The sequence below is a fragment of the Xanthobacter sp. DMC12 genome (assembly GCF_056314105.1).
The window spans coordinates 1-24,954 of record NZ_JBQUYZ010000009.1 but is presented as its reverse complement, the minus strand read 5'-3'; the positions used below and the strand labels follow the sequence as shown (position 1 = coordinate 24,954).

25 protein-coding genes are annotated in these 24,954 nt (G+C 67.7%); 15 read left to right on the top strand and 10 right to left on the bottom strand.

From position 1 onward, the window contains the following. Positions 1-10 precede the first annotated feature (10 nt). From ccoN to ACT535_RS23940, 5 genes are all read right to left on the bottom strand, one after another. Entirely contained in the window at positions 11-1,675 is a 1,665-nt protein-coding gene (gene ccoN / locus ACT535_RS23960; RefSeq protein ID WP_476329110.1) for a cytochrome-c oxidase, cbb3-type subunit I, read from the bottom strand. A 314-nt stretch (positions 1,676-1,989) separates the two neighbouring features. Continuing rightward, complete coding sequence (locus ACT535_RS23955; RefSeq protein ID WP_168462420.1) at positions 1,990-3,126, bottom strand: ABC transporter permease; 1,137 nt, start codon at positions 3,124-3,126, stop codon at positions 1,990-1,992. Then, positions 3,123-4,097 carry an ABC transporter ATP-binding protein gene (locus tag ACT535_RS23950; RefSeq protein WP_476366379.1) on the bottom strand — a complete coding sequence of 325 codons (975 nt, stop codon included), beginning with the start codon at positions 4,095-4,097 and terminating at the stop codon, positions 3,123-3,125. The genes ACT535_RS23955 and ACT535_RS23950 overlap by 4 nt, the downstream gene beginning before the upstream one ends. Before the next feature lie 2 nt (positions 4,098-4,099). After that, positions 4,100-5,077 (bottom strand): HlyD family secretion protein, encoded by a 978-nt coding sequence (locus tag ACT535_RS23945; protein ID WP_476366286.1) that lies wholly within the window; start codon positions 5,075-5,077, stop codon positions 4,100-4,102. Next, positions 5,074-5,751, bottom strand: coding sequence for a TetR/AcrR family transcriptional regulator (locus ACT535_RS23940; protein ID WP_476366285.1), 678 nt, complete (start codon positions 5,749-5,751; stop codon positions 5,074-5,076). Before ACT535_RS23940 ends, ACT535_RS23945 begins: the two co-directional genes overlap by 4 nt. A gap of 234 nt (positions 5,752-5,985) precedes the next feature. Between ACT535_RS23940 and ACT535_RS23935 the strand changes: the two genes are divergently transcribed. Beyond that, positions 5,986-6,654 carry a transglutaminase-like cysteine peptidase gene (locus tag ACT535_RS23935; protein ID WP_476366284.1) on the top strand — a complete coding sequence of 223 codons (669 nt, stop codon included), beginning with the start codon at positions 5,986-5,988 and terminating at the stop codon, positions 6,652-6,654. Positions 6,655-6,766: 112 nt separating this feature from the next. Here the strand turns inward: ACT535_RS23935 and ACT535_RS23930 are convergent, their stop codons facing one another. Then, a complete protein-coding gene (locus ACT535_RS23930; protein WP_168462417.1) occupies positions 6,767-7,297 on the bottom strand; it encodes a gamma carbonic anhydrase family protein in 531 nt (176 codons plus the stop codon). A 156-nt stretch (positions 7,298-7,453) separates the two neighbouring features. Between ACT535_RS23930 and ACT535_RS23925 the strand changes: the two genes are divergently transcribed. After that, the gene (locus tag ACT535_RS23925; protein ID WP_476366283.1) at positions 7,454-9,151 is read left to right on the top strand and encodes an O-linked N-acetylglucosamine transferase, SPINDLY family protein; all 1,698 of its coding nucleotides are present in this window, start codon (positions 7,454-7,456) and stop codon (positions 9,149-9,151) included. 8 nt (positions 9,152-9,159) lie between these two features. On the opposite strand, the gene ACT535_RS23920 is transcribed toward ACT535_RS23925, so the two are convergent. Beyond that, positions 9,160-9,669 (bottom strand): low affinity iron permease family protein, encoded by a 510-nt coding sequence (locus tag ACT535_RS23920; RefSeq protein ID WP_168462415.1) that lies wholly within the window; start codon positions 9,667-9,669, stop codon positions 9,160-9,162. A 160-nt stretch (positions 9,670-9,829) separates the two neighbouring features. Between ACT535_RS23920 and ACT535_RS23915 the strand changes: the two genes are divergently transcribed. The 5 genes from ACT535_RS23915 (at position 9,830) to guaA (ending at position 14,755) form a co-directional block, all read left to right on the top strand. Then, complete coding sequence (locus ACT535_RS23915) at positions 9,830-10,183, top strand: hypothetical protein (RefSeq protein WP_476366282.1); 354 nt, start codon at positions 9,830-9,832, stop codon at positions 10,181-10,183. Positions 10,184-10,275: 92 nt separating this feature from the next. Next, complete coding sequence (locus ACT535_RS23910; RefSeq protein ID WP_168462413.1) at positions 10,276-10,938, top strand: 5'-methylthioadenosine/S-adenosylhomocysteine nucleosidase; 663 nt, start codon at positions 10,276-10,278, stop codon at positions 10,936-10,938. A gap of 22 nt (positions 10,939-10,960) precedes the next feature. Then, positions 10,961-12,262, top strand: coding sequence for an RsmB/NOP family class I SAM-dependent RNA methyltransferase (locus tag ACT535_RS23905; RefSeq protein WP_476366281.1), 1,302 nt, complete (start codon positions 10,961-10,963; stop codon positions 12,260-12,262). Between the two features lie 596 nt (positions 12,263-12,858). Then, positions 12,859-13,080 carry a hypothetical protein gene (locus ACT535_RS23900; protein WP_168462411.1) on the top strand — a complete coding sequence of 74 codons (222 nt, stop codon included), beginning with the start codon at positions 12,859-12,861 and terminating at the stop codon, positions 13,078-13,080. A gap of 106 nt (positions 13,081-13,186) precedes the next feature. Then, entirely contained in the window at positions 13,187-14,755 is a 1,569-nt protein-coding gene (guaA, locus tag ACT535_RS23895; protein ID WP_476329130.1) for a glutamine-hydrolyzing GMP synthase, read from the top strand. A 204-nt stretch (positions 14,756-14,959) separates the two neighbouring features. Here guaA and ACT535_RS23890 read toward each other — a convergent pair whose 3' ends face one another. Then, positions 14,960-15,874, bottom strand: coding sequence for a LysR family transcriptional regulator (locus ACT535_RS23890; RefSeq protein ID WP_476329132.1), 915 nt, complete (start codon positions 15,872-15,874; stop codon positions 14,960-14,962). Positions 15,875-16,000: 126 nt separating this feature from the next. Here ACT535_RS23890 and ACT535_RS23885 point away from each other — a divergent pair, with 126 nt between their 5' ends. From ACT535_RS23885 to atzD, 7 genes are all read left to right on the top strand, one after another. Further along, positions 16,001-16,744, top strand: coding sequence for a cysteine hydrolase family protein (locus ACT535_RS23885; protein WP_476366280.1), 744 nt, complete (start codon positions 16,001-16,003; stop codon positions 16,742-16,744). Between the two features lie 24 nt (positions 16,745-16,768). After that, positions 16,769-17,809, top strand: coding sequence for an ABC transporter substrate-binding protein (locus tag ACT535_RS23880; protein WP_476366279.1), 1,041 nt, complete (start codon positions 16,769-16,771; stop codon positions 17,807-17,809). Positions 17,810-17,917: 108 nt separating this feature from the next. Then, positions 17,918-18,709, top strand: a complete 792-nt coding sequence (locus ACT535_RS23875; RefSeq protein ID WP_476366278.1) for an SDR family NAD(P)-dependent oxidoreductase — start codon at positions 17,918-17,920, stop codon at positions 18,707-18,709. A gap of 10 nt (positions 18,710-18,719) precedes the next feature. Then, positions 18,720-20,156 carry an allantoinase AllB gene (gene allB / locus ACT535_RS23870; protein ID WP_476366277.1) on the top strand — a complete coding sequence of 479 codons (1,437 nt, stop codon included), beginning with the start codon at positions 18,720-18,722 and terminating at the stop codon, positions 20,154-20,156. Continuing rightward, on the top strand, positions 20,153-20,992 hold the full coding sequence (locus ACT535_RS23865; RefSeq protein WP_476366276.1) for an ABC transporter ATP-binding protein: 840 nt from the start codon (positions 20,153-20,155) through the stop codon (positions 20,990-20,992). The genes allB and ACT535_RS23865 overlap by 4 nt, the downstream gene beginning before the upstream one ends. Then, positions 20,989-21,762 (top strand): ABC transporter permease, encoded by a 774-nt coding sequence (locus ACT535_RS23860; protein ID WP_476366275.1) that lies wholly within the window; start codon positions 20,989-20,991, stop codon positions 21,760-21,762. Before ACT535_RS23865 ends, ACT535_RS23860 begins: the two co-directional genes overlap by 4 nt. An 8-nt stretch (positions 21,763-21,770) precedes the next feature. After that, the gene (atzD, locus tag ACT535_RS23855) at positions 21,771-22,886 is read left to right on the top strand and encodes a cyanuric acid amidohydrolase (protein WP_476366274.1); all 1,116 of its coding nucleotides are present in this window, start codon (positions 21,771-21,773) and stop codon (positions 22,884-22,886) included. 110 nt (positions 22,887-22,996) lie between these two features. Here the strand turns inward: atzD and ACT535_RS23850 are convergent, their stop codons facing one another. Next, a complete protein-coding gene (locus ACT535_RS23850; RefSeq protein ID WP_476366273.1) occupies positions 22,997-23,332 on the bottom strand; it encodes a GIY-YIG nuclease family protein in 336 nt (111 codons plus the stop codon). Positions 23,333-23,465: 133 nt separating this feature from the next. After that, positions 23,466-23,846, bottom strand: a complete 381-nt coding sequence (locus ACT535_RS23845; RefSeq protein ID WP_168462400.1) for a tautomerase family protein — start codon at positions 23,844-23,846, stop codon at positions 23,466-23,468. Between the two features lie 95 nt (positions 23,847-23,941). On the opposite strand from ACT535_RS23845, the gene ACT535_RS23840 reads away from it, so the two are divergent. Next, entirely contained in the window at positions 23,942-24,799 is an 858-nt protein-coding gene (locus tag ACT535_RS23840; protein ID WP_476366272.1) for a LysR substrate-binding domain-containing protein, read from the top strand. Positions 24,800-24,954 lie beyond the last annotated feature (155 nt).

The following is a 24,954-nucleotide window of genomic DNA, read 5'->3' as shown; positions in this document are numbered from 1 at the left end:
GCTCGCCTCCTCACTCGGCCGCCTGCAGGGCGAGCTCGCGCTCGGCTGCGGTCTGGGGGGTGGTGATGGTCTTCCAGACGTTCCACGCCATGACGAGGGCGCCGGCCAGGAAGAGGATGCCGCCCAGGGCACGGATCACGTAGAGCGGGTGCATCGCCTCGACCGTCTCGATGAACGAGTATTCGAGGAAGCCGAGCTGCGTGTAGGCGCGCCACATGAGGCCCTGCAGGATGCCCGCCACCCACATGGAGGAGATGTAGAGCACGATGCCGAGGGTCGAGACCCAGAAGTGCCAGTTGATGGCCTTGACCGAATACATTTCGCGCTTGTTCCAGAGCCAGGGCACCAGGCAGTAGATGGCGCCGAAGGAGATGTAGGCGACCCAGCCGAGCGCGCCGGAATGCACGTGGCCGATGGTCCATTCGGTGTAGTGGCTGAGCGAGTTCACCGCCTTCACCGACATCATCGGGCCTTCGAAGGTGGACATGCCGTAGAAGGCGACCGCCACCACCATCATGCGGATGACGGGATCGGTGCGCAGCTTGTCCCAGGCGCCCGAGAGCGTCATGAGGCCGTTGATCATGCCGCCCCAGGAGGGCATCCACAGGATCACCGAGAAGGTCATGCCCAGCGTCTGCGCCCAGTCCGGCAGAGCCGTGTAGTGCAGGTGGTGCGGGCCGGCCCAGATGTAGATGAAGATCAGCGCCCAGAAGTGCACGATGGAGAGCCGGTAGGAATAGACCGGACGCTCGGCGCGCTTCGGGATGAAGTAGTACATCAGGGCAAGGAAGCCGGCGGTCAGGAAGAAGCCCACCGCGTTGTGGCCGTACCACCACTGGAACATGGCGTCCTGCACGCCGGACCACAGGATGTAGGACTTCGGCGAGAAGACCGACACCGGGATGGTGGCGTTGTTGCCGAGGTGCAGAACCGCGATGGTGATGATGAAGGCGAGATAGAACCAGTTCGCCACATAGATGTGCGGCTCGTTACGCTTCAGCAGCGTCACCAGGAACACCAGCAGGTAGGTGACCCAGACCACGGTGAGCCACAGGTCAGAATACCACTCGGGCTCGGCGTATTCCTTGCCCTGGGTGATGCCGAGCAGATAGCCCGTACCGGCGATGACGATGAAGAAGTTGTAGCCGAGGATCACGAACCAGGGGGCGAGATCACCCGCGAGGCGGGCGCGCGAGGTCCGCTGCACCACGTAGAAGGAGGTGGCGAGCAGCACGTTGCCACCGAAGGCGAAGATCACCGCCGAGGTGTGCAGCGGCCGAAGCCGGCCGAACGAGATCCAGGGCAGGTCCAGGTTCACGACCGGGAAGGCCAGCTGCAGGGCGGCGATGACACCCACCAGGAACCCGGCGATGCCCCACACCACGGCGGCGATGGTCGCAAACTTCACGACGCCCATGTTGTAGTTGGGCTTGCCGTCGATGAACTGCGGCACGTCGCCGGCCGGGCGGTTCATGTAGCGGTTGCCGATGGCGAACACCGCCGCGATGCTCGCCGCCGCGAACAGGTACGCATGAAAAGCGTATTCCGGCGTGTAGGCCTTCGCCGCCACGACGATCGAGAAAAGGGCGAAGAGGGAGAACACCCCGATGAGAGCGCCCTCACCCCACCTCAACGACTTCGCCGGGGGCTGGATTGGAGCTTGCAATGTTGTCATCTGTGGACCCTTCACGCCGGAGCGCAGAACTACACCCGGGGGACTAGGACGCAGATCAACGCCCTAGGACCGTTTTTCACCTTGACGCATGTCAAAGGCTATGCCCGGCGAAATACGGATGTGCGCTGTGGCGGGCCGTCGCAAGTTGCCAAGCCAAATGCCGCAGCGCAGCGGACATCAGGTCGCATAGCCTTCAAGCAAACGCTGGACGCGCGAGCCTGGAACGCCTCCAGGCTCCACCACATCGCCCACTATTTTCCACAGGACGAATTCGGGCAAGCGCCAATGCTTCGCGGCCACATGCCGCACGGCTTTTAGTCCAGAGTTTGCCGGAATCTCGCCACGGCGATGGCCATCGCCACCAGCATCAGCACCACCAGCGCGCCCGCATCCGTGGTGAGGTCGGACATGCCCGAGCCCTTCAGGAGAATGCCGCGCACCATCCTGAGATAGTGGGTGAGCGGCAGCCCCTCGCCGATCCACTGCGCCCACAGCGGCATGCCCGAAAACGGAAACATGAAGCCTGACAGCAGGATGGAGGGCAGGAAGAACATGAACGACATCTGCACCGCCTGGAGCTGGTTCTGCGCCAGGGTGGAGAAGGTGTAGCCGATGGACAGGTTGACGACGATGAACAGAAGCGTCGCCACCGCCAGCAGGATCGCGCTCCCTTCAAGCGGGACGCCGAAGAGAATCATCCCGGCGCCCATGATGAGGAGGGCCTGCAGGATGCCCACCAGCACATACGGTGTGATCTTGCCCAGCATGATCTCCACCGGATGGATGGGCATGGAGAGCAGGCTCTCCATCGTTCCCCGCTCGATCTCGCGCGTCACCGACAAGGCGGTGAAGATCAACATGGTCATGGTGAGGATGGTGCCGAGCAGGCCGGGCACGATATTGAGCTGGCTGGTGCCAGCGGGATTGTAGCGCCGGTGCTGCACGATCTCGAAGGAAGCGCTGCCCGGCGCATCCACGAAGCGCTCGCGCGAGAGCGCCGAATTGACCACGCCGGCAAGCGCGGCGAGCGCATTGGCCGAGCCCACCGGGTCGGTGGCGTCCGCCGCGACCAGCAGCTGGGGCGTCTCCCCGCGCCGCAGCGACCGCTCGAAGCCGGCCGGGATCTCCACGAAGAACAGCACCTCGCCCGAGCGGATCATGTGCTCGGCATCCTCGGCGCTCTTTACCTCGCGCACGAAGGCGAAGAAGGCGGTGTTGCGCAGCGCGGCGAGGATCGCCCGGCTGACCTCGTTGTTCTCATGGGTGAAGACGGCCGTTGGCAGGTTCCGCGGCGTGGTGTTGATGGCGTAGCCGAACAGGATCAGCTGCAGCAGCGGGATCATGATCATGGTGGCGAACGTCACGCGGTCGCGGCGGAGCTGGATGAACTCCTTGACGATCATGGCGCCGACGCGCGTGAAGAAGCCGCCCCGCGCGGCACGGGCGCTCATCGCAGCTCGTCCTTGGAGCGGCGCATCAGGTCGATGAACACGTCTTCCAGCGTCGGCGCGTCGGCACGGAAGGCGAGGCGCGCGTCCGAGCGGAAGGGCGCGAGCGCCGCCTCCAGCGCCGCGGCATCACGGCCGGAGATGTGCAGGGCAGTGCCGAAGGGGGCCACCATATCCACGCCCGCGCGCTGGGCGAGGTCGCGGGCCAGGTCGCGGGCGATGCGCCCGGCCTCCTGCCCCGCGTCGCCCTTCACCTCGACCGTGACCGTCGTCAGCCCGGCGGCGGCGATCACGCTTTGCACCGTGCCCTGGGCGAGCAACTTGCCATAGGCGATGTACGCGATCTCGTGGCAGCGCTCCGCCTCGTCCATGTAATGGGTGGAGACGAGGACGGTCAGCCCTTCGGCGGCGAGGTCGTGGATCTGCTCCCAGAACTCGCGCCGCGCCTGCGGATCGACGCCGGCGGTGGGCTCGTCGAGCAGCAGCAGGTCGGGACCGGGCAGGATGCAGGCGCCGAGCGCGAGGCGCTGCTTCCAGCCACCGGAGAGCGCGCCGGCGAGCTGCTTGCCGCGCCCCTCCAGCCCCAGCCGCTGCAGCGCGGCGCCCGCCGCCGCCTCGGGCTGCGGCACGCCATAGAGGCGCGCGACGAACTCCAGATTCTCCCGCACCGAGAGGTCCTGATAGAGCGAGAAGCGCTGGGTCATGTAGCCCACGTGCTCGCGGATGGCGCGGGACTCGGTGAGGATGTCCATGCCGAGGCAGGTGCCGCGCCCCGCGTCCGGCGTCAGCAATCCGCACAGCATGCGGATGGTGGTGGTCTTGCCCGAGCCGTTGGGGCCGAGGAAGCCGTAGATCTGCCCGCGCCGCACCCGCATGGTGAGGTTGTCCACCACGCGATGCCCGCCGAAGCTCTTGGAGAGCCCTTCCACCTCGATCACCACATCCGGGTCGGGAGCGGCCGGTGCCGACGCCATGCTCACGGCGTGGCTCCGAGACTCACATTCACCGGCTGTCCCGGCTTCGCCCTGGCCGGATCGTCGGGCCGTGCCTCCACCATATAGACGAGCTTGGAGCGCTCCTCGCGGCTGTAGATCACCGGCGGGGTGTATTCCGCCTGCGCCGCGATGAAGGACACCTTGGCGGTGAAGGGCGCGCAGCCGTCGCAGGTGACGGTGACGGGGGCGCCGGCCTTGACCTTCGGCAACTGCGCCTCCGGCACGAAGAAACGCACCTTCACCAGCCCCGGCGGCAGCACGGAGACGATGGGCCGCCCTTCCGGCACCATCTCGCCGGGCCGGTAATAGACGGTCTGCACCGGGCCGTCGGCCGGGGCCTTCACGCTTCGGCGGTCGAGCCGGATCTGGGCGGCGGTGAGGTTCGCCTTCGCCGCCTCGGCGGCCTGCTCGGCCGCTTCGATATCCTGGTTGCGCGAGGCAATGCGGGCGGCGGCGATGCGGCGCTTGGCCTCGTCCAGGGCGGCCTGGTTCTGGTCGTACTGGTGCTGGGCGGAATCGAGATTGGCCTGGGAAGAGGCGCCCTTGGGCACCAGCGTCTTCTGGCGCTCCAGCTCGATGCGGGACAAATCGAGGGCGGCGGCGGCGCGGCGCTCGGAGGCTTCCAGCACCGCCACCTCCTCCGGCCGCTGGAGGGGCGAGCGGGCATTGGCCAGACGCGCCTCGGCTTCCCTGAGCTGGGCGGCGGCGGCGTTGCGGTCGGCGGTCTGGAGATCGTCCTCCACCTTCGCCAGCACCTGCCCGGCCTTCACCTGCGCGCCCTCCTCCACCAGAAGCGCGGTGACGCGCCCGGCTTCGGTGGGACCGATGAACACCAGATCCCCCTCCACATAGCCGGAGAAGCCACCTGTCCCGTCGCCGTTGCAGCCGGCGAGGCCGATCGCGGCGGCGAGGGCGAGGGTACGCGCGAGCATGGCGCACAAAGCGGGGGCGCGGATCACGTCTCTCTCCATCCAAGGCCGCGCAGGATCATGTCGCGATGGGCGGCGAGGAACTGGCGCACGTCGAGGGGATCGAAGGCGCCGAACATGCCGTTCCACACCACCGCGACGATGGCCGGGGCGATGACAAGCTGGGGGAAGCGGGCGGGAATATCGCTGTCGATCTCGCCGCGGGCGATGCCCCGCGCGACGATGGCGCGAATGAGGGCAAGGCCGCGCACCACCACTTCCCGATGGTAATAAGCGGCGAGTTCCGGGAAGCGCGGACCCTCGGCGATCATGAGGCGCACCAGCGCCTGCGCCGGCGTTTCCAGCACCCGTTGGGCGAGAAGCTCGATGAGCAGGTCCAGAAGATCGCGGGTGTCGCCGGGGAACAGCGCCACCATGCCGCCGGCATCGACGAGGACGGGAGAGAGGGTCTCTTCCACCAGCCCCCGGAACAGCGCCTCCTTGTCGGAGAAGTAGAGATAGAGCGTGCCCTTGGCGACGCCGGCCCGCCGCGCCACGTCGTCCAGCCGCGCGCCGGCGAAGCCGTGGGCCGAGAACTCCGCCAGCGCCGCATCGAGGATGGAGCGCCGCCGCTCCCCCTTGTCCATGGCCGGCGCACGCCGCCGCCGCACCGGGGCCTTGGGCTCCGGCGACGTTTCGCGGGCATCGGAAGGACTTCGCGCCATGGGAGCGACCGATTATGACTGACGCGTCAGTCATTAGCATCACCGCACGGAACCGCCAAGGGCCGCGCGGTCGCAGGGCGTGCCACGGGGTGGCGGCGGCGCAACAGGGACGAAAGATCGCCAAAACGGGAGGTATTTAAAAACCGGGCAATTAAGGTTAACAGAAGGTTGACGGAGCCAAGCGCGGCGGCTTGAGGCATTATCTTTTTGTTAACTCCGCTCGGACCCTCGGCAATGTCGAAGCGCGTTTCGCTCCTCAGCCTTCCTCTGGCGCTGGCCGCATGGGTCGCGCTTCTGGGCGCAAGCGTCCCCGCCACCGCGCAGGACGCCCGCGGGCAGATTCGTCTCGCCAACCTCGCCGCGGCTTTCGCGCCGCGCCATCTCGCCGACGGGCGCTATACGTCCGCTCCCTCCGGTTATGTCCGCTTCTGCGCCGAGAACGGCGCCGACTGCCGCGCCGCGGGGTCGATCATTCCCGCAATCCGGCTCGATGCCGAGCACAAGGCCGAACTCGAGCGCGTCAACCGCACCGTCAACGAGGTCGTGCAGCCCGAGACCGATCTCGACCATTACGGCGAGACCGAGCGCTGGGCCTACCCCGACGACGGCCGCGGCGATTGCGAGGACTACGTGCTCGAAAAGCGCCGCCGCCTCATCAACGCCGGCTGGCCGACTTCGGTTCTGCTCATCACGGTGGTGCGCGACCACGAGGGCGACGGCCACGCCGTGCTGACGGTCGTGACCGACAAGGGCGATCTGATCCTCGACAATCAGGAAGCCGAGATCCACAGCTGGACCGACACGGGCTATCGCTTCGTCAAGCGCCAGTCCAAGGAAGATCCCTCCCAGTGGGTGTCGCTCGGAGAAACCCGGGTGCCGCCGGTGGTGGGCACCGGCCGCTGATCTCTCTTTCCAGTCGCCTCGCCGGCTTCAGCCTCAGCGAGACGAAAACGGGCCGGAACCGACGCCGCGGTTCCGGCCCGTTTTGCGTTCCGTATGCCTCAGGCGCGCCGGCTCAGTCGATGCGCTTGAGGCCCGCGGCATACTGAGGCCAGCGGTGCTGATAGCCCGCCGCCGTCGCGATCAGCCGCTCGGCGGCCGCCTCGTCGAGGGTGCGGGCGACCTTGGCCGGGGCGCCGACGATGAGCGAATAGGGCTCGAAGGTCTTCCCCTCGGTGACGAGCGCCATGGAGCCGACCAGGCAGTGATCGCCGATGACGGCGCCGTTGAGCACGGTCGCGCCCATGCCCACCAGCGCCCCCTCGCCCACCGTGCAGCCATGCAGTGTCACGCTGTGGCCGATGGTGGCCCTGGGGCCGAGCGTCATGGGATAGCCGGGATCGGTGTGGAGGACGCAGTTCTCCTGAATGTTGGTGCCTTCGCCGACCACGATGGGCTCGTTGTCGCCGCGCAGCACCGCGCCGAACCAGATGCTCGCCCCCTCCTTCACGATCACCCGGCCGATGAGCACGGCGGTGGGAGCGATCCAGAAATTGCCGGAGGCGGGCAGCTCCGGGGCGATGCCGTCGAGGGCGTAAAGCGGCATGAGTTTCCTCCAGAAGGTGGGGCGTTGGCCGGCGTGGCGGCCGGGCGCGCCAGCCCCTGCCTATCGCCATCGGCGCCCGCATGCTAGAGGCGCGCGGCGCCTTCTCTTCACGTGGATTGCGCCCCGCCGCCCTGCAGAGACCAGCCCGTCGAGACCATGTCCCAGCCCCCTCCGCTCCCGCCGCCCCTCGCGAAGCTGCTCTACGACGGCTACCAGCTCCAGTTGCGCGGGCAGTACGAGGATGCGGCGCGGGCCTATCGCAAGATCCTGAAGACGGCGCCGGACCATGCGGACGTGATCCAGCTGCTCGGCATCTGCCGCGCCCGGCAGGGCCGCGAGCTGGAGGCCATCGAGCTTTACCGCAAGGCGCTGGCGCGGCGTCCGGACGATGCCAAGTGCCACTACAACCTCGCCCTCGCCTACGGTGCGCTGAAGCGCAAGGCCGAGGAAATCGCCGCCATGGGCGAGGCCTTCGCGCGAGACCCGGCCCTTCCGCTGGCCGCCAACGTGCTGTTTCCCGCGCGGCGCGCCACCTGCGACTGGCGCGGCCACGACCGGCTTCTGGAGAACCTGCGGCTCGGCGCCATCGGCCAAAGCGCGCCCTCCATCCCCTTCCTCACTCTCTATATCGACGACCCCGCGCTGCACCTCGCCGGGGCACGGCGCTGGGTGGAGGCGGAGAAGCTGCCGGCGCGGCCGCTCGTGTTCGATCATGCGGCCCGGCGCGCGGCCACGGGGCCGATCCGCGTCGCCTACGTCTCCGCCGACTTCCGCATCCATCCCACCACGCATCTCATCGCCGGCCTGCTGGAACGGCACGATCGCAGCCGGTTCGAGATCACTGCCGTCTCCATCGGCCCCGACGACGGCTCGCCTGAGCGGGCGCGGGTGAAGGGGGCGGTGGACCGCTTCCTCGACGTGGAGAAGGCGGGCCCGGAGGACATCGCCCGGCAGATCGCCGGGCTGGGCATCGACATCGCCGTCGACCTCATGGGGCATACCGAAGGCGAGCGCATGAGCCTGTTCGCCCATCGCCCGGCGCCGGTCCAGGTGGGCTTCCTCGGCTATCCCGGCACCAGCGGGGCGGGCTTCTTCGACTACGTGATCGGCGATCCGGTGGTTCTGCCCTTCACCGATGCGCCCTTCTACAGCGAAAAGATCGTCCAGCTGCCGCATTGCTATCAGCCGAACGATCCGGACCTTCCCGTTGCCGAGCCGCCCGGACGCGCCGCCTGCGGGCTGCCGGAAGACGCCTTCGTGTTCGTCTCCTTCAATGCCGCCTGGAAGCTCGATCCGGACACCTTCTCCAGCTTCGCCCGCATCCTCGCCGCCGTGCCCGGCTCGGTCCTCTGGCTGCTGGAGGGCAGGCCCGGCACCACCGACAATCTCCACCGCGAGGCCGCGCGGCGCGGCATCGATCCCGCCCGCCTCGTATTCGCCCCGCGGGTGCCGCTGAAGGAACATCTCGCCCGCATCGGCCATGCGGACCTCTTCCTCGACACATTCCCCTACACCGCCCACACCACCGCCAGCGACGCCCTGCGGCGGGGAGTGCCCATCGTCACCCGCACGGGACGCTCTTTCGCGTCCCGGGTGGCCGACAGCCTCATGCGGCAGGTCGGCCTCGGCGATCTTGCGACCTCGACGCCCGAGGCATTCGAGGCCCGCGCCATCGGCCTTGCCAATGATCCCGCGGCGCTTGCCGAGGTGCGCACCCGCCTTCAGGCAGCCCTGCCCGCCTCGCCGCTGTTCGCCGTGGACCTCTACGCGCGGCACATCGAAATCGCCTACGAGACCATGGCGACGCGGATGCGCGCGGGGGCAGCACCCGAGGCGTTTGCCGTCCCCGCCTGAGGGGGCGCTCAGCCGGCGACCGGACCATCCTCCGCTTTCCCCTGCCCCGGATTGCACTCCGGAGCCTCGGAAAGCGGCACCCGCCCCCGGCTGTCCCCGTTCTCGCGCGCCTTGTCGGCGAGCAGGGCGTATTCCAGCCTCAGGCGTTCGAGGACCTCCTCGTCCAGATCCTCGAGGTCGAGCAGGCTCTCGCGCGGGCCCTCGAGGCGGGCGATCAGCTCGTCCAGCTTGATCTGGAGCGCGGCCGTATCCCGGTTCTGGCTGTTCTGAATCAGGAACACCATGAGGAAGGTGACGATGCTGGTGGAGGTGTTGATGACCAGCTGCCAGGTGTCGTTGAAGGCGAAGATCGGCCCTGTGAGCCCCCACACCACCAGCACCAGCACCGCAATGATGAAGGTGACGGGCTTGCCCGCCCACCGCGAAACGGCCTGCGAGACACGGGTGAAGAAGGGACGCGGCGCGCGTCCGGATTCGACCTGGCGCCGCAGCTCCCGGATGTCCTGCTGAGTGCTCATGTATGATGCCTCCGCGGGGCCGCGCAAAGACGGGCACCGCGCACAGATGCGTTGGTCATTGAAAGACCGCAGCGAGGGAACGAACGGCCGCGCCGGCGGTTCCGCTCGTGGCCGCGCTGGCGCTTGATGGACACAGGCACAGCCCGCCCCGGAGGCTTCCATGACCGTTCAGATGATCCTGCTGCCGCTTTTCGTTCACGTGGCGCTGGTGCTCGCCGTGCTGCTGCGCGCCGTGCGCTCCACCGAGGTGACGGCCGACGGGCTGCGCGCCGGCCTCGCCGCCCTGCTCTTCTACACGCTGACCTGCCTCGCCCTGTTCACCCGCAAGGCGGACGTGGCCTTCGTGGTGCTGGCCTGGATCTTCGTGCTCCTGCGCCTCGCCGCTGCCTTCCCCCAATTGCTCTCGACGCGGGCGCGCGGCGGCATCGGCGGGGTCAGCCTCGATCTGGCGAGCCTTGCCGTTCTGACCCTCATGTGGGTTCTGTTCGCCGTCGCCATCCTCCTCAACATCTGAAAGCGGGGCGGTTGACAGGCGGGCCGTGGCAGAAGAGGAGTTGAGGTCTTTGCAGACCGGGCGCCCGGCCGGGAGCCTCAGTGGAACTTGCGATGACCGACCCCGCCCGCCACGTCCTTGCCTTCGGAGGCCATGACGTCCTGTTCGTCATGGCCACCAGCCAGGAATACGGAGAGCACCTCAAGGCCCGCATCGACCCGCTCATCACCGGCGTCGGGCCGGTGGAGGCGGCGGTGGAGACGGCCCGCGCCCTCGCCATCCTGCACCATCAGGGCCGCCACCCGGATCTGGTGGTGACGCTAGGTTCGGCCGGCTCGCGGCGGCTCGACCATGCGGAAGTCTATCAGGTCGCCCGCGTCGCCTATCGCGACATGGATGCCTCGGCGCTCGGCTTCGAGCGCGGCAAGACCCCGTTCCTCGACGAGCCGGTGGTGGTGGAGCTGCCCCATCGCATCGCCGGCGTGCCCGAGGCCTCCCTCTCGACGGGCGGCGCCATCATCTCCGGCGCGGCCTATGACGCGATTGCCGAAGACATGGTGGACATGGAGACCTTCGCCGTGCTGCGCGCCGCCCGACGCCACGGCGTGCCGCTCCTTGGCCTGCGCGGCATCAGCGACGGCAAGGCCGAGCTGACCGGCTATGCCGACTGGACCGAATATCTGCACATCATCGACGAGAAGCTGGCCCGCGCACTGGACCAGTTTGCCCGCCAGCTGAGCGCGGAAGGGCTTGCCCCTGCCGCGCCGCAGGCCTGATCCGACAACCAGAAGAGCCGCCGTGACCCCTGCCGCCCGCCTTTCCGCCGCCATCGAGATCCTCGCCGACCTCTCCGCGCGCCGCCGCCCCGCCGCCGACGCGCTGAAAGACTGGGGCCTCTCCCACCGCTTCGCCGGATCGGGCGACCGCGCGGCCATCGCCGGCATCCTCTACGACACCCTGCGCCGGCGCGCCTCCGCCGCCCAGGTGATGGGCTCCGAAGAGCCCCGCGCCCTGGTGCTGGGGATGCTGGCGCTCATGCGCGGCCTTTCGGTGGACGCCATCGCGACGCTCGCCGACGGCGGCCGCTTCGCCCCGGCGCCCCTCTCCGAAGCCGAGCGCGCCCGCCTCGCCGAGCCGAGCCTCGAGGGTGCGGCGCCCTTCGTGCGTGGCGACTACCCCCAGTGGCTGCACGCTTCGCTGCGGCACGTGTTCGGCGACAGCGTGGTCGAGGAAGGCGCGGCGCTGGCCGCCCGTGCGCCGCTGGACCTGCGCATCAATACACTCAAGGGCGAGCCCGAGGCGGTGAAGGCGGAACTCTCCCACCTTCACCCCGAGCCCTGCCGCTTCTCTCCGCTCGCCCTGCGCATCAAGCTCGATTCCGAGGGCAAGGCGCCGCCGGTTTCCGCCGAGCCCGCCTTCCTGCGCGGCGAGGTGGAAGTGCAGGACGAGGGCTCCCAGCTCGCCGCCATCCTCGCCCGCCCCGTGCCAGGTGGACAGGTGCTGGATTTGTGCGCCGGTGCCGGCGGCAAGACGCTGGAATTCGCGGCGCTGATGGACAACAGGGGCCAGATCTACGCCCACGACAGCGACATCCGCCGCCTGAAGCCCCTGCACGAGCGCGTGGCCCGCGCCGGCGTGCGCAACGTGCAGGTGCGCAGCCCGCGCGGCGCCGAGGATGTGCTGCACGACCTCGAAGGCAAGATGGATCTCGTCCTCGTGGACGCCCCCTGCACCGGCACGGGCACCTGGCGGCGCAACCCCGACGCCAAATGGCGCGTGCGGCCCGGCGCGCTGGCCCAGCGCACCGCCGAGCAGGCGAAGATCCTGGAACAGGCCGCCCACTATGTCCGCCCCGGCGGCCGGCTCGCCTATGTGACCTGCTCGCTGCTGGACGAGGAGAACGGTGCCCAGGTGCGCGCCCTCCTCAACAAGCGCGAGGATTTCTCCCCCGTCTCGCCCACCGAGGCCGTCCTCGCGCTCGGCGCCTCCGGCTCCGCGCTGGCGGAAGCAGCACTGACCAGCCGCGAGGGCCTCCTGATGACCCCGCGCCGCACTGGCACGGACGGCTTCTTCGTGAGCGTGATGAAGCGGGCGGGGTGAGGCGGCGCCTATGTCCCGCAGAGGCCTGCCATGCCGAGCTACAGCGAAGACTGGAACCCGTTTCCCAAGCTGACGCCGAAATTCCAGTTGAAGGTGACGCGGCTGGCGGCGCTGGGGTGCCTCCTGGTCCTCGGCACCGAGATCGGCATTCTGACATGGGTCGATTCCAGCCGGACCTACTGCCCGGGGTGGGAAATCGACACAAACAACACCATCGGGATGGTGGTGTTTGGTTTCGGCCTGGCTCCCACGGTCTACTGGTGCTGGCGCGCCGCAGTCATGACCGAGTGGAAAATCCTGAAGGAAGTGAAGGCGAAATACCAAAAGGGACCACCCTACGTCATCAGTGAGGATATCTCCCTGACGACGCCGGAGGAGTTCCGGACAATGGCGTTTGACCTAGCCATGGGGTTGGGCGCGACGATGTGGGTCCTCGTCTGTGCAATCCCGCTCTTCTTCATGCTCGCCCTGTGCTCCCCCCTCGCTCCCCTCTGGCGCGCCACTCCAGCCAAACAGCCCGGCGTGAACCTTCACCGGAACTCCGGCGTTCCCGCCTTGCCCGTGACGCGCACGGGTGAAGGAGAAGGCGTCGCGCCATGGGTCTCATCCGCCTGCTGCTCCTCGTGGTCGTCCTCGTCGGCGGCTACTGGGCCTATTATGTCTATGCCTCCGGCGAGCCCTATGACGAGATCGGCACCGCCATCAATTCCCGCCTTCCCGAGAAGGCCCGTGAATTCGCCTGCGCCGAGCTGAAGCGCCGGCATTCCGGCGCCGTGAACGCGCCCGCTGGCTGCGAGCCCTACTGGACGCGCATCTGACCCGCGCTGCGCGCTCATACGAGCCCTGCGCGGCGCTTGACTTTTGGAATCGGCGCTTTGCGGTTAAAGGAGGGGCGAAATTCGCCCTCTCGCCCAAGGCTTCACCATGACCGCCGCGCCCGCCGCCTCCCAGGACACCGTCCTCATCATCGATTTCGGCAGTCAGGTGACGCAACTCATCGCTCGCCGAGTGCGCGAGGACGGGGTCTATTCCGAGGTGGTGCCGTTCCAGAAGGCGGAGGAGGCCGTCGCCCGCCTCAAGCCCAAGGCGATCATCCTGTCCGGTGGCCCGGCCTCGGTGATCGAGGGCCAGAGCCCCAAGGCGCCGGACGCGGCGTTCGGCGCGGGCGTGCCGGTGCTGGGCATCTGCTACGGCGAGCAGTGCATGGCGGCGCAGCTGGGCGGAGCGGTGGAGGCGGGCCACCACCGCGAGTTCGGCCGCGCCGAGGTGACGGTGCAGAAGTCCGTGCCCCTGTTCGACGGCGTCTGGCGCCCCGGCGAGCGCCACACCGTGTGGATGAGCCACGGCGATCGCGTGACCCGCCTGCCCGAGGGCTTCGAGGTGGTCGCCACCTCGGAGAACGCCCCCTTCGCCGCCATCGCCGACGTTTCGCGCAACTATTACGGCGTGCAGTTCCACCCCGAGGTGGTCCACACGCCCGATGGCGCACGCCTGCTCTCCAATTTCGTACGCAAGGTGGCGGGCCTCGAAGGCACCTGGACCATGGGCGCCTTCCGCGAGCGCGCCATCGCCCGCATCCGCGAGCAGGTGGGCACCGGCCGGGTCATCTGCGGCCTCTCCGGTGGGGTGGACAGCTCCGTCGCGGCCGTGCTCATCCACGAGGCCATCGGCGACCAGCTGACCTGCGTGTTCGTCGACCATGGCCTGATGCGCCAAGCCGAGGCGGATGAGGTGGTGTCCCTCTTCCGCGGCCACTACAACATTCCCCTCGTGCATGTGGATGCTGCCGACCTGTTCCTGAAGGAGCTGGAGGGCGTCGAGGACCCGGAGGTGAAGCGCAAGACCATCGGCCGGCTCTTCATCGACGTGTTCGAGGCCGAGGCCAAGAAGGTGGGCGGCGCCGATTTCCTCGCCCAGGGCACGCTCTATCCCGACGTGATCGAGAGCGTCTCCTTCGCCGGCGGCCCGTCCGTCACCATCAAGAGCCACCACAATGTGGGCGGCCTGCCCGACCGCATGAACATGAAGCTGGTGGAGCCCCTGCGCGACCTGTTCAAGGACGAGGTGCGCGCGCTTGGCCGCGAACTCGGCCTGCCGGAAAGCTTCGTCGGCCGCCACCCCTTCCCCGGCCCCGGCCTCGCCATCCGCTGCCCCGGCGCGGTGACGCAGGAAAAGCTCGACATCCTGCGCAAGGCCGACGCCATCTATCTCGAGGAAATCCGCTACGCCGGCCTCTACGACGTGATCTGGCAGGCCTTCGCCGTGCTCCTGCCCGTGCGCACCGTGGGCGTGATGGGCGACGGCCGCACCTACGACCACGTGCTGGCCCTGCGCGCGGTCACGTCAGTCGACGGCATGACCGCCGATTTCTACCCCTTCGACATGACCTTCCTCGGCCGCACCGCCACCCGCATCATCAACGAGGTGAAGGGCGTCAACCGCGTGGTCTACGACGTGACGTCGAAGCCCCCGGGCACAATCGAGTGGGAGTGATCTTCCCTCGTCCGGCGAACCGTTAGCTGGGAATATCGGGACGCCCGTCAGTCGTCGGGCGGCGGTGGTTGCGGTGAGGCGTATTTAAAGACGCTCGATTTTGCCACCGGCGGCGAGATCGCGCGGGTCCACACAGCCGCCTCGCGGTTCGGCTACGGGGTGGCTTGAGACGCCGCGGCGAGGAACCTCTGCGGGCGCGATGCCCTACCCCGTCGCCGTCTCCACTCTTGCTCGCAGAACGCCCGCCAGATGTTCGGCGAACTGTGCGCTGGGAAGGGGCAGGTTGCGGTCGCGGAGCTGGCCGAGCACGAGGTCGGCGCTCGGCAGGTCGCGCTCGTCCACCGGGCGCACGATGATGCCGGGCGGCATGGCATCCGGCTCGGCGCCGATCTCGATCTGGAAGGAGATCATGCCGGTGTGGGCGACGAGCCCGCGCAGCAGCTCGAAGGAATTGGTCTCCGCCGCCACCGACAGCTTGAGTCCCGCGCGGGAGAGCCGTTCCTCGATCATCTGCCGCCCGCCGGTGGAGAGTTCCGGCAAGGCGATGGGATGGCCGGTGCAATCGGCGAGGCGCAGCTTCGCCTTGCGGGCGAGCGGGTGGTCCGCGTTCATCAGCGCCACGAGCCGCTGCGGCAGGGTCATGATCGGCCTGAGGCGCCCGAGGAAGGGCGGGCGAAAGACGAGGATGAGGTCCACCACATAGTCGACCAGCAGGCCCATGGCCCGCTCGTGATCCACCACCATCACCTCGAACGTCATCAGCGGATAGCGCTGGCGAAAGGCGCCCATCTGCCGGGGCAGGAAATCGTGGGCCAGCGCCTGGCTGCAGGCGATGCGCACGGTGCCCCGCCGCAGCCCGCGCAGATCCTCCAGTTGCGAGCGCATGCGGTCGGCATCGTTCAGCTGTTCGCGCACATAGGTGAGGAAGACTTCGCCGGCCGAGGTGAGCCGCACGCCCCGGGCGCGACGCTCCAGCAGCTTCAGCCCCAGTTCTTCCTCCAGGTCCATGATCCGTCGATTGAGGGCGGAGGGGGTCACGTTTAGCCGGTCGGCGGCGCCGCGAATGGAGCCGGTGCGGGCCACCTCGTCCATGTAGCGCAGAAATCTGAGATGCCGCATGCCGTCTCCAACGCTTGTAGCTTTTTAGGCTACAGTATGTGGAATAATCGGCAATGGATCGCACCAGTGGCCCATGCCAGTCTCCATTCGTTTGGAGAGCCCTCTCCAGCCTGCCGCGAGCGCCCCATGTCCGTGTCCAGCCCTCCCCCGCTGCGCTTCGCCCGTCCCGTGCCGGCGCCCCGACCGGTGACGATCCCAGGGGCACCGCAGCCCGCCGAGATCGATCTCGCCCGCACGGCGCTGGTCATCGTGGACATGCAGAACGACTTTCTCGAACCCGACGGCTGGTTTCCCCGCCTCGGCGTCGACCCCTCGCCGCTCCTCGCCATCGTGCCGACCCTGCGTGCGCTGATGACGGCCGCGCGGGCGGCGGGCCTGCCGGTGATCTTCGTGAACTGGGGGGTGCGGGCGGACCGCGCGGAGCTGTCGGCCCCGCTCCTCGCCAAGGCGTCTGGCGCGGGCACGCGTCCCGTCTATGCGGATCCCTCGGTGGAAGGGCGCGGACGCATTCTCGTGGAGGGCGATTGGGGCGCCGCGACCATCGACGCGCTGGCGCCGGAGCCGGGCGACCTCGTGGTCCACAAGCATCGCCTGTCCGGCTTTCACGACAACGAGCTGGACTCCATCCTGCGCAACCGGGGCATCGACACGCTGCTGTTCTCGGGCGTGAACATCGACCGCTGCGTGTTCTCCACGCTCTGCGATGCGAGCTTCCGCGGCTATGGCTGCCTGCTGGTGGAAGACGCCTGCGCCACCGTTTCTCCGGCGTATGTGTCGGACGCCATCCTCTTCCTCGTGCGCCAGCTCTACGGCGTCACGCTTTCGAGCGGCGACCTCATGTCCGCCCTTGCCGACCAGCCTCAACAATAACCAGAGCCAGACGGGACCTTCAGAATGACACTCCGGACACTCTCCCGACGACTTGCGCTTGCCCTCGCCCTCGGCATCGCCTCCACCGCTGCCGCTGGCCTGCCGGCGCTGGCGGACACCAAGCTGAAGATGGTGCTGAACTGGAAGTATCAGGGCCCGCAGGGCATGTTCTTCCTGGCGCAGGACCGCGGATACTTCAAGGCGGAAGGCCTCGACGTCACCTTCGACCAGGGCAACGGTTCCGGCGCCGCAGTGCCGCTGGTGGCGAACGGCACCTATGACATGGGCTTCGGCGACGTGAACGCGCTCATCGAGCTCGCCGCGAAGAAGCCGGAGGGCGCCCCTGTCGCCGTCTACATCATGTTCAACCAGCCGCCCTTCACCATCGCGGTGAAGGCCGACAGCCCGATCAAGACGCCCAAGGATCTGGAAGGCAAGACGCTGGGCGGCGCGGCCAATGACGGCGCGCTGAAGCTCTTCCCCGCCTTCTGCAAGGTGGCGAAGATCGACTGCTCCGGCATCAAGATCACCAACATGCAGCCGAACCTGCGCGAGCAGATGCTGATGCAGGGCCAGGTGGATGGTGTGTTCGGCTATGTGAACACCATCCGCTTCTCCGCCAAGCTGATCGGCGCCGATGATGACAAGCTGCGCTACATCAATTTCGGCGACTACGGCATGGACCTCTATTCCAACGGCATCATCGTCTCGGCTGATCTCATCAAGAACAATCCCGAAGCCATCAAGGGCTTCCTGCGCGCCCTCAACAAGGGCGTCATCGACACGCTGAAGGATCCGGACGCTGCGGTGGCGGCCGTGGCGAAGCGCGAGCCGCTCATCAAGGTTCCGCTCGAGAAGGAGCGCCTCGACGCCACGCTGAAGGCGGAGATGAACCACCCGGAGATCGCGAAGATCGGCCTCGGCAACGTGGACATGAAGCGCCTGCAGGACTCCATCGACATCCTGGTGGAGGCCAACAAGCTGCCCACCACGCCGAAGGCGTCGCAGATCTTCGATCCCGCTTTCCTGCCGCCGGTGGCGGACCTGCCCAAGAAGCTGTTCTGAACGCAGCTGTTCTGAACGCAGCTGTTCTGAACTGGACGCTTCGACGTCCCGATCCGGCGCCGCTCCCTGAAGCGGAGCGGCGCCCGCCCCGCACCCAACGGACTTCCCATGGATCTCAAGCTCAAGGATCGCGTCGCGCTCATCACCGGCCCCGCCAAGGGCATGGGCGCCGCCATCACCCGCGCGTTTGCGGCCGAAGGCTGCCGCCTCGCCCTCATCGGCCGTGATACGGCGGCCATCGGCCCGGTCGCCGACGAGGTGCGCGCCGCCGGCTCGGAGGCCATCGTGATCGCCTGCGACCTCACCGACGCCAACGCCTGCGACGCCGCAGCCGCGCGCACGGTCGAGGCCTTCGGCACGGTGGACATCCTCGTCAATGTGGCTGGCGGCTCCGGCCCCATCGGCAAGACCGGGGTGGAGACGACGCCGCAAGAGTTCGATGAGATCGTCACCCTCAACATGAACGGCTGCTTTCACACCATGCGCGCCGTGCTGCCCACCATGATCGCGCGCCGCTATGGCAAAATCGTCAATGTGGGCGGCACCTTCGGCATGCGTGGGCGGGCCGGCCGCATGGCCTATTCGGCCTCCAAATGGGGCCTGCGCGGAATCACCAAGAGCTTCGCGCTGGAGGTGGGACCGCACAACATCAACGTGAACTGCGTGGAGCCGGGCATGGTGGACGGCCCGCGCTTCCGCGAGAAGGTCTGCGCCGACATGGCGAAGAAGCTTTCCATCACGCTGGAGGAAGCCATGGCCCGCCACGCGGCGGACTATGCCTTGCGCCGTGTGACCACCGACGAGGACGTGGCCAACGCCTGCCTGTTCCTCGCCAGCGACGTATCCCGCCAGCTCACCGGCATCGACATGCCGGTCGACGGCGGCTGGGCGATGCTCTGAGGAGGATGACATGAACGAACCGGTCGATCTCGTCATCCATGGCGGGCGCATCGTCTCCCCGGAGACGGTCATCGAAGCCTCCATCGCCATCCGCGGCGAGACCATCGTCGCTGTGGGCGCGCCCGATGCCATGCCGGAGGCGAAGGAGACCTTCGACGCCACGGGCCTCCACATCCTGCCCGGCGCCATCGACGTGCATGTGCACTTCCGCGATCCCGGCTACACCCACAAGGAAGACTTCGAGAGCGGCACCGCCGCTGCGGCCTTCGGCGGCGTGACGACCGTGTTCGACATGCCCAACACGATCCCGACCGTCGCGGATGGCGAAACACTCAAGGCCAAGCACGCCATCGCCGCTTCCAAGGCGCATGTGGACTACGGCCTCTATGCGGTGCTCGGCGAAGACACCATCGACAAGGTGCCGGAGCTGATCGAGGCCGGGATCATCGGCTTCAAATGCTACATGGGCAATACCTTCGGCCGCATCCCGACGCCCTCCACGGGGGCGATGCTGGAGGCGTTCGAGATGGTGGCGCCCACCGGAAAGCGCATCTCGCTGCATGCCGAGACCAATTCGGTGATGGAGCGGCGCCAGAAGCGCCTGACCGAGAGCGGGCGTACCGACCCCCTCGCCCATCTCGCCTCCCGCCCCGCCGTGGTGGCGGTGGAGGCGGTGGCCCGCGCCGCCATCCTCGCCGAATGGACGGGGGCGCGCATCCACATCCTGCACATCTCCTCCGCCGCCGAGCTCGGCCCGCTGCGCGACGCCAAGGCGCGCGGTGTGGACATCACCGGTGAGACCTGTCCGCATTATCTGATGCTGGGCGAGGCCGATTATGCCCGCTGCCGCGGCATCATCCGCGTCAACCCGCCGGTGCGGGAGAGCGTGAACAACGAACCGCTCTGGGCCGGCCTTCTCGACGGCACCATCGACATGATCGCCACCGACCATGCCCCGCACACGCCCGAGGAAAAGACCCGCGCCGATATCTGGAGCGTGGATTGCGGCTTCCCCGGCGTCGAGACGCAGATGCCCCTGATGCTCACCGAGGTCGCGTCTGGCCGCTATGACATCCGCGACTATGTGCGCTGGAGCGCGGTAAACCCAGCCAAGGTGTGGGGCCTCTACCCGAAGAAGGGCGCCATCCTGCCCGGCGCCGACGCGGATCTCGCGTTCGTGGACCTCGACCACGCCTGGACCCTGCGTGATGCGGACCTCCAGTCCCGCTCCAAGATCTCCCCGTGGGACGGTCGGAAGGTGGTGGGCTTGCCGCGCCACACCATGGTGCGCGGACGCTTCGTGATGAAGGATCGCGCGCTGGTGGCGGACACGAAGGGGCATGGCCGCTCTGTCCACGCCATCCAGCAGATGCCGGAGGCGAAGCCGCTGCACACGGACGAGACCATGGCGGCGGTCGTCGCCCAGCGGCCGGAGGCGGCGGCATGAACGAGGATGCCCCGCCCTTCGTCCATCTCCAGGACGTGCGCCTGACCTACGGCCATGGCGAGCGCACCGTGGAGGCGCTCGGCACGACCAACCTCAAGGTCGGCAAGGGCGATTTCGTCGCCCTCGTGGGCCCCTCCGGCTGCGGCAAATCCACAATCCTGAAGCTGGTGACGGGGCTCATCCCGGCCTCGGCTGGCTGGGTGTTCGTCGCGCAGCGCGAAGTGGGCGCGGAGCCGGTGCGGGTGGGCATGGCCTTCCAGAACCCGACGCTCCTGCCGTGGCTCACCATCCGGCAGAACGTGATGCTGCCGTTGAAGATCGTGCCGCCCTTCCGCCAGCAATACCGGGCCAAGAAGAAGACCGAGTTCCGCGACCGCGCCGACGCCCTGCTGGAACAGGTCGGCCTCTCCGGCTTCGGCGACAAGTTTCCCTGGCAGCTCTCGGGCGGCATGCTCCAGCGCGCCTCGCTGTGCCGCGCGCTCATTCACGATCCGCAGTTGCTGATGCTCGACGAGCCCTTCGGCGCGCTCGATCAGTTCACGCGCGAGGAATTGTGGGCCATCCTCCAGGATCTCTGGCTCACGCGGCGGCCGACCGTGCTGCTCGTCACCCATGATCTTAAGGAAGCCGGCTACCTCGCCAACCGCGTGTGCGTGATGCGCGCCCGGCCGGGTCGCATCGTCGAAGATTGCGCGGTGGACTTCGCCCGCCCCCGCACCATCGAGATGACCTACGAGCCGGGCTTCGTCTCCCTCACCCAGCGCTTGCGCGAACTCATCGTCTCGGCCCGCGCGCCCGACGCCACACCCGACGCCGCAGTGGAGAGCGCCGCATGACCTACGCCCTGCGCCGCCGCCTGAATTCCGCTGCCGTCATCATCGGCTTCTTCGTCGTCTGGGAACTCGCCTGCGTGATCTTCCACATCAAGGAGATCGTGCTGCCGCGCCCCAGCCAGGTGTTCGCCACCCTGTGGCTCCAGGCTCCCGCCATCTGGCCGCATACGGTGCAGACGCTCTACACCACGTTGGTGGGCTTCGCCCTCGGCATCGTCTCCGGCGTGCTGCTCGGGGTGCTCATCGGCTCCTCGCGGCTCGCCTATGACACGGGCTATCCGCTGCTGATCGGCTTCTCCTCCATCCCGAAGGTGGCGGTGGTGCCCATCTTCGTCCTGTGGTTCGGCGCGGGCACGGTCCCGGCGGTGCTCACCGCCATGATCATGAGCCTCTTCCCCATCGTGGTGAATGTCGCCACCGGCCTTGCCACCACGGAGCCGGAACTGGAGGACGTGATGAAGGCGCTGCGCGCCACCAAGCTCGACATCCTGTTCAATGTCGGCCTGCCCCGCGCCATGCCCTATTTCTTCGCGTCGCTGAAGGTGTCGGTGACGCTCGCCTTCGTCGGCACGGTGATCGCCGAAACGGTGGCGTCGAACCAGGGCATCGGCAACCTCATGATGATCGCCTCCTCCTCCTTCGACGTGCCCCTCGTCTTCGCCGGGCTGCTCGTGCTGGCGCTGCTGGGCGTCGGCCTCTACGCCATTTTCTCCCTTATCGAAGGGCGGGTGATCGGCTGGGCGCGACGCAAGGATGGGGCAGACTTCGCCTGAGACACGCCATGCCCACTGCCAAGGTCCATCGCATCCCCACGGCGAGCCCCGACGACGTGTCGGGCCTTGCCGCCGCCATCGCTTCCGGCGCAATCGTGCCGGGGGGCATCCTTGCCATTTTCGGAAAGACCGAGGGCAACGGCTGCGTCAACGACTTCTCCCGCGGCTTCGCAGTCGCCGCCTTGCAGACGCTGCTGCGCGCGCATCTCGGCGATGCGGCGGATGAGGTGTGTCTCGTCATGTCGGGCGGAACCGAGGGCGGGATGTCGCCGCATCTTCTGGTTTTCGAGGTGGCGGATGACGCCGCCGGAGCCCCCTCCCCGGCCCTTGCCGTGGGCCGCGCCCATACACCGGACCTTCCGCCCGAACAGCTCGGCCGGATGGGTCAGGTTCTTTCCGTGGCAGTAGGGGTGCGCCGCGCCATGGCAGCGGCGGGCATCACCGATGCCGGCGACGTCCACTTCGTGCAGGTGAAGTGCCCGCTCCTCACCGCCGCGCGTGTGCGCGAAGCCGAGACGCGGGGCGCGCGGACGGCCACTTCTGACACGCTGAAATCCATGGGCCTCTCACGCGGTGCGAGTGCGCTCGGCATTGCGCTCGCGCTGGGCGAGATTGCGCAGGACGCCCTCGCCGACGCCGCCATCTGCGCCGATTACGGCTTGTGGTCAGCGCGCGCGAGCTGTTCCAGCGGCATCGAGCTTCTGGGCCACGAGATCGTCGTGCTCGGCATGTCGAACAACTGGAGCGGACCGCTCGCCATCGCCCATGCGGTCATGGCGGACGCTATCGATGTCGCGCCGGTCCGGCACGCCATCGGCACGCTGGGCGGCGCGCCGGGGGACGAGATGATCGTGCTCGCAAAAGCCGAGGCCAGTCGCAGCGGCCTCATCCGCGGCCGACGCCACACCATGCTGGACGACAGCGACATCTCCTCCACCCGCCACGCCCGCGCCTTCGTCGCCGGTGCCCTGGCCGGCGTGGTCGGCCACACGGAGATCTATGTGTCCGGCGGCGCCGAACATCAGGGACCGGACGGCGGCGGCCCGGTCGCCATCATCACCACGCGAGGGGGGACCGGCGGCGCCTTGTCTGCCCCCGCCGAGCGCAGTGTCACGTCGCTTTAAAGCATCCGCCGATCTGGCTGCAGCGCAATCAGATCGGCTGACGCGCTTTCTTTCTTCGCGTGAGAGGGCGGTTCATCGATCGAGTTGTTTCAACATGATCGGACTGCGCTCTAGACACGCGCGGCGCGAAGGCGCTTCTGCCAGAGGTCCAGGCGCTTCTTCAACTCGTCGTCCCGCTCGAAATCGGGAAAATCCTCCCGCAGACGATCCAGTTCCTCGTACCGGAACTCCGCGGCGCCGTGCGCCTTCCACGCCGATTGCAGCGCGCCGTTGGCGTGGGTGCCGATGCCGAGCTCAAACCAGATCCTGTTCTTGTGGGTGTCGACGGTACGGCTGGTGCCCACCCACACCTCCCCTGTGGCGGTGCAGATGACCGCATAGATTCCGAATGCGGGCTTGCGTTGCCTGTAGACCGCGACGGCAGCCTTTCGCTCCTGACGATCCATGAAGTCTCCTATTTTACCCGGATGATATAATGATTTTTCATCCGGGTAAATAAGCGACCCTGAGGCAACGCTCGGGGCCCGGACCATTGGGCCGTTGCCCCATCCGGGAATCGGATCCGTCTGGCGCGGGAGATCAGGCGTATTGCGCGAGACCGTTGCCGAGAGACCAGTTCTCCTTCTTCACTTCAATCAGGTTGATGAAGACATCTTCGCGACGAAGCCCGGGGCTTTCGCCGAGATAGAGGGCGATACGCCGAAACATGTCCTTCTTCTGCTCGATCGTTCGCGTGTCGTTCGCGGTGATCTGGATGAACACCAGATCCTGCGTGCGCGAGATGCCCATGTAGGACGGATCGAACCTGAAGTTTTCTGCCGAATGCTCGGTCATGGTCATGAACTGGTTGTCTTTGGGCACGTTGAACGTCTCGTGCATGGCGCGCGCCAGGCCGTCGAAAATCGCCTGGCGATATGCCTCTGTCTTGCCGGCCCTGAGAGAAATGTGCGTGAGGGGCATGGTCAGCTCCGTCCGATTGCAGACGGATGGACCATACGACCTGAGGCATCATTTCAATATGCTATCAGATGTTCTTATTGTAATATCAGGATGAAATGAATGAGCCACCCCTCGACCTCGACGCCGTGCGCACCTTCGTCCGCATCGCGGAACTGGAAAGCTTCACCCGCGCGGCGGAGGCCATGGGGACGACGCAGGCCGCGGTAAGCCTCAAGCTGAAACGGCTTGAGGGAAGGCTGGGTTGCCGCCTGTTCGAACGCACGCCCCGCTTCGTTCAATTGTCCGCCCGCGGCGCCGCCTTTCTCGATCAGGCGCGTGGCTTGCTCGAAGCCCATGACCGGGCCCTGGCCTCCTTGTCGGGACAGCGCCAGCGCCTGACCATCGGAATCAGCGATCATGTGGCGGGCCCCGAGCTTCCGGCCCTGATCGCCCGCATGAACGGGCAGGATCCTCAGCTCGTGATCGAGATCCGGATCGGCTCCTCCGCAGAACTTCTGCAGCGATTTGATCGCCGTGAGCTCGACAGCGTCCTGGTGCGACTGCGGTCCGACCGAGACGATGGCAGGCTGATCGCCGAGGAGCAGTTCGGTTGGTTCGCCGCACCGGGCTGGCAACACCGCCCGGATGAGCCCCTGCCGATCGCAACCATGGCCGAGCCATGCGGTGTCCGAGCGCTCGCCTCTCAACTGCTTGATCGCGCGGGCGTGCCGTGGACGGAAATCTTCGTTGGCGGCGGCGTGATGGCGGTCTCGGCCGCCGTGATGGCCGGGCTCGGCGTGGCCGCGCTCTCGCCGCGCATGGTGCCGTTTGGCGCCGCCGATGTCGGCCCGCGGCTCGGCCTGCCGGCCCTTCCCCGGCAGCCGATCATGTTGCACAACCGGGCCAAGGAAAGCCCCGCGCAGGCCGCGCTGGCGGGGCTTTCCGCGGCCTTTCGGCGGGCGTGCGGTGTTTAGGCGCAGGCGGCGCTTGCAGCGTGTGCGTGCGGCGGCGATGGCTTAGACGCGCAAAAGCCCCCGCCTGCATTTGCAGGACGGGGGCTTTTGGGATTGTGGATAGGGCATTATGCGCATGTGCTTTGCAGGCCTGGCAGCGACCTACTCTCCCGCGT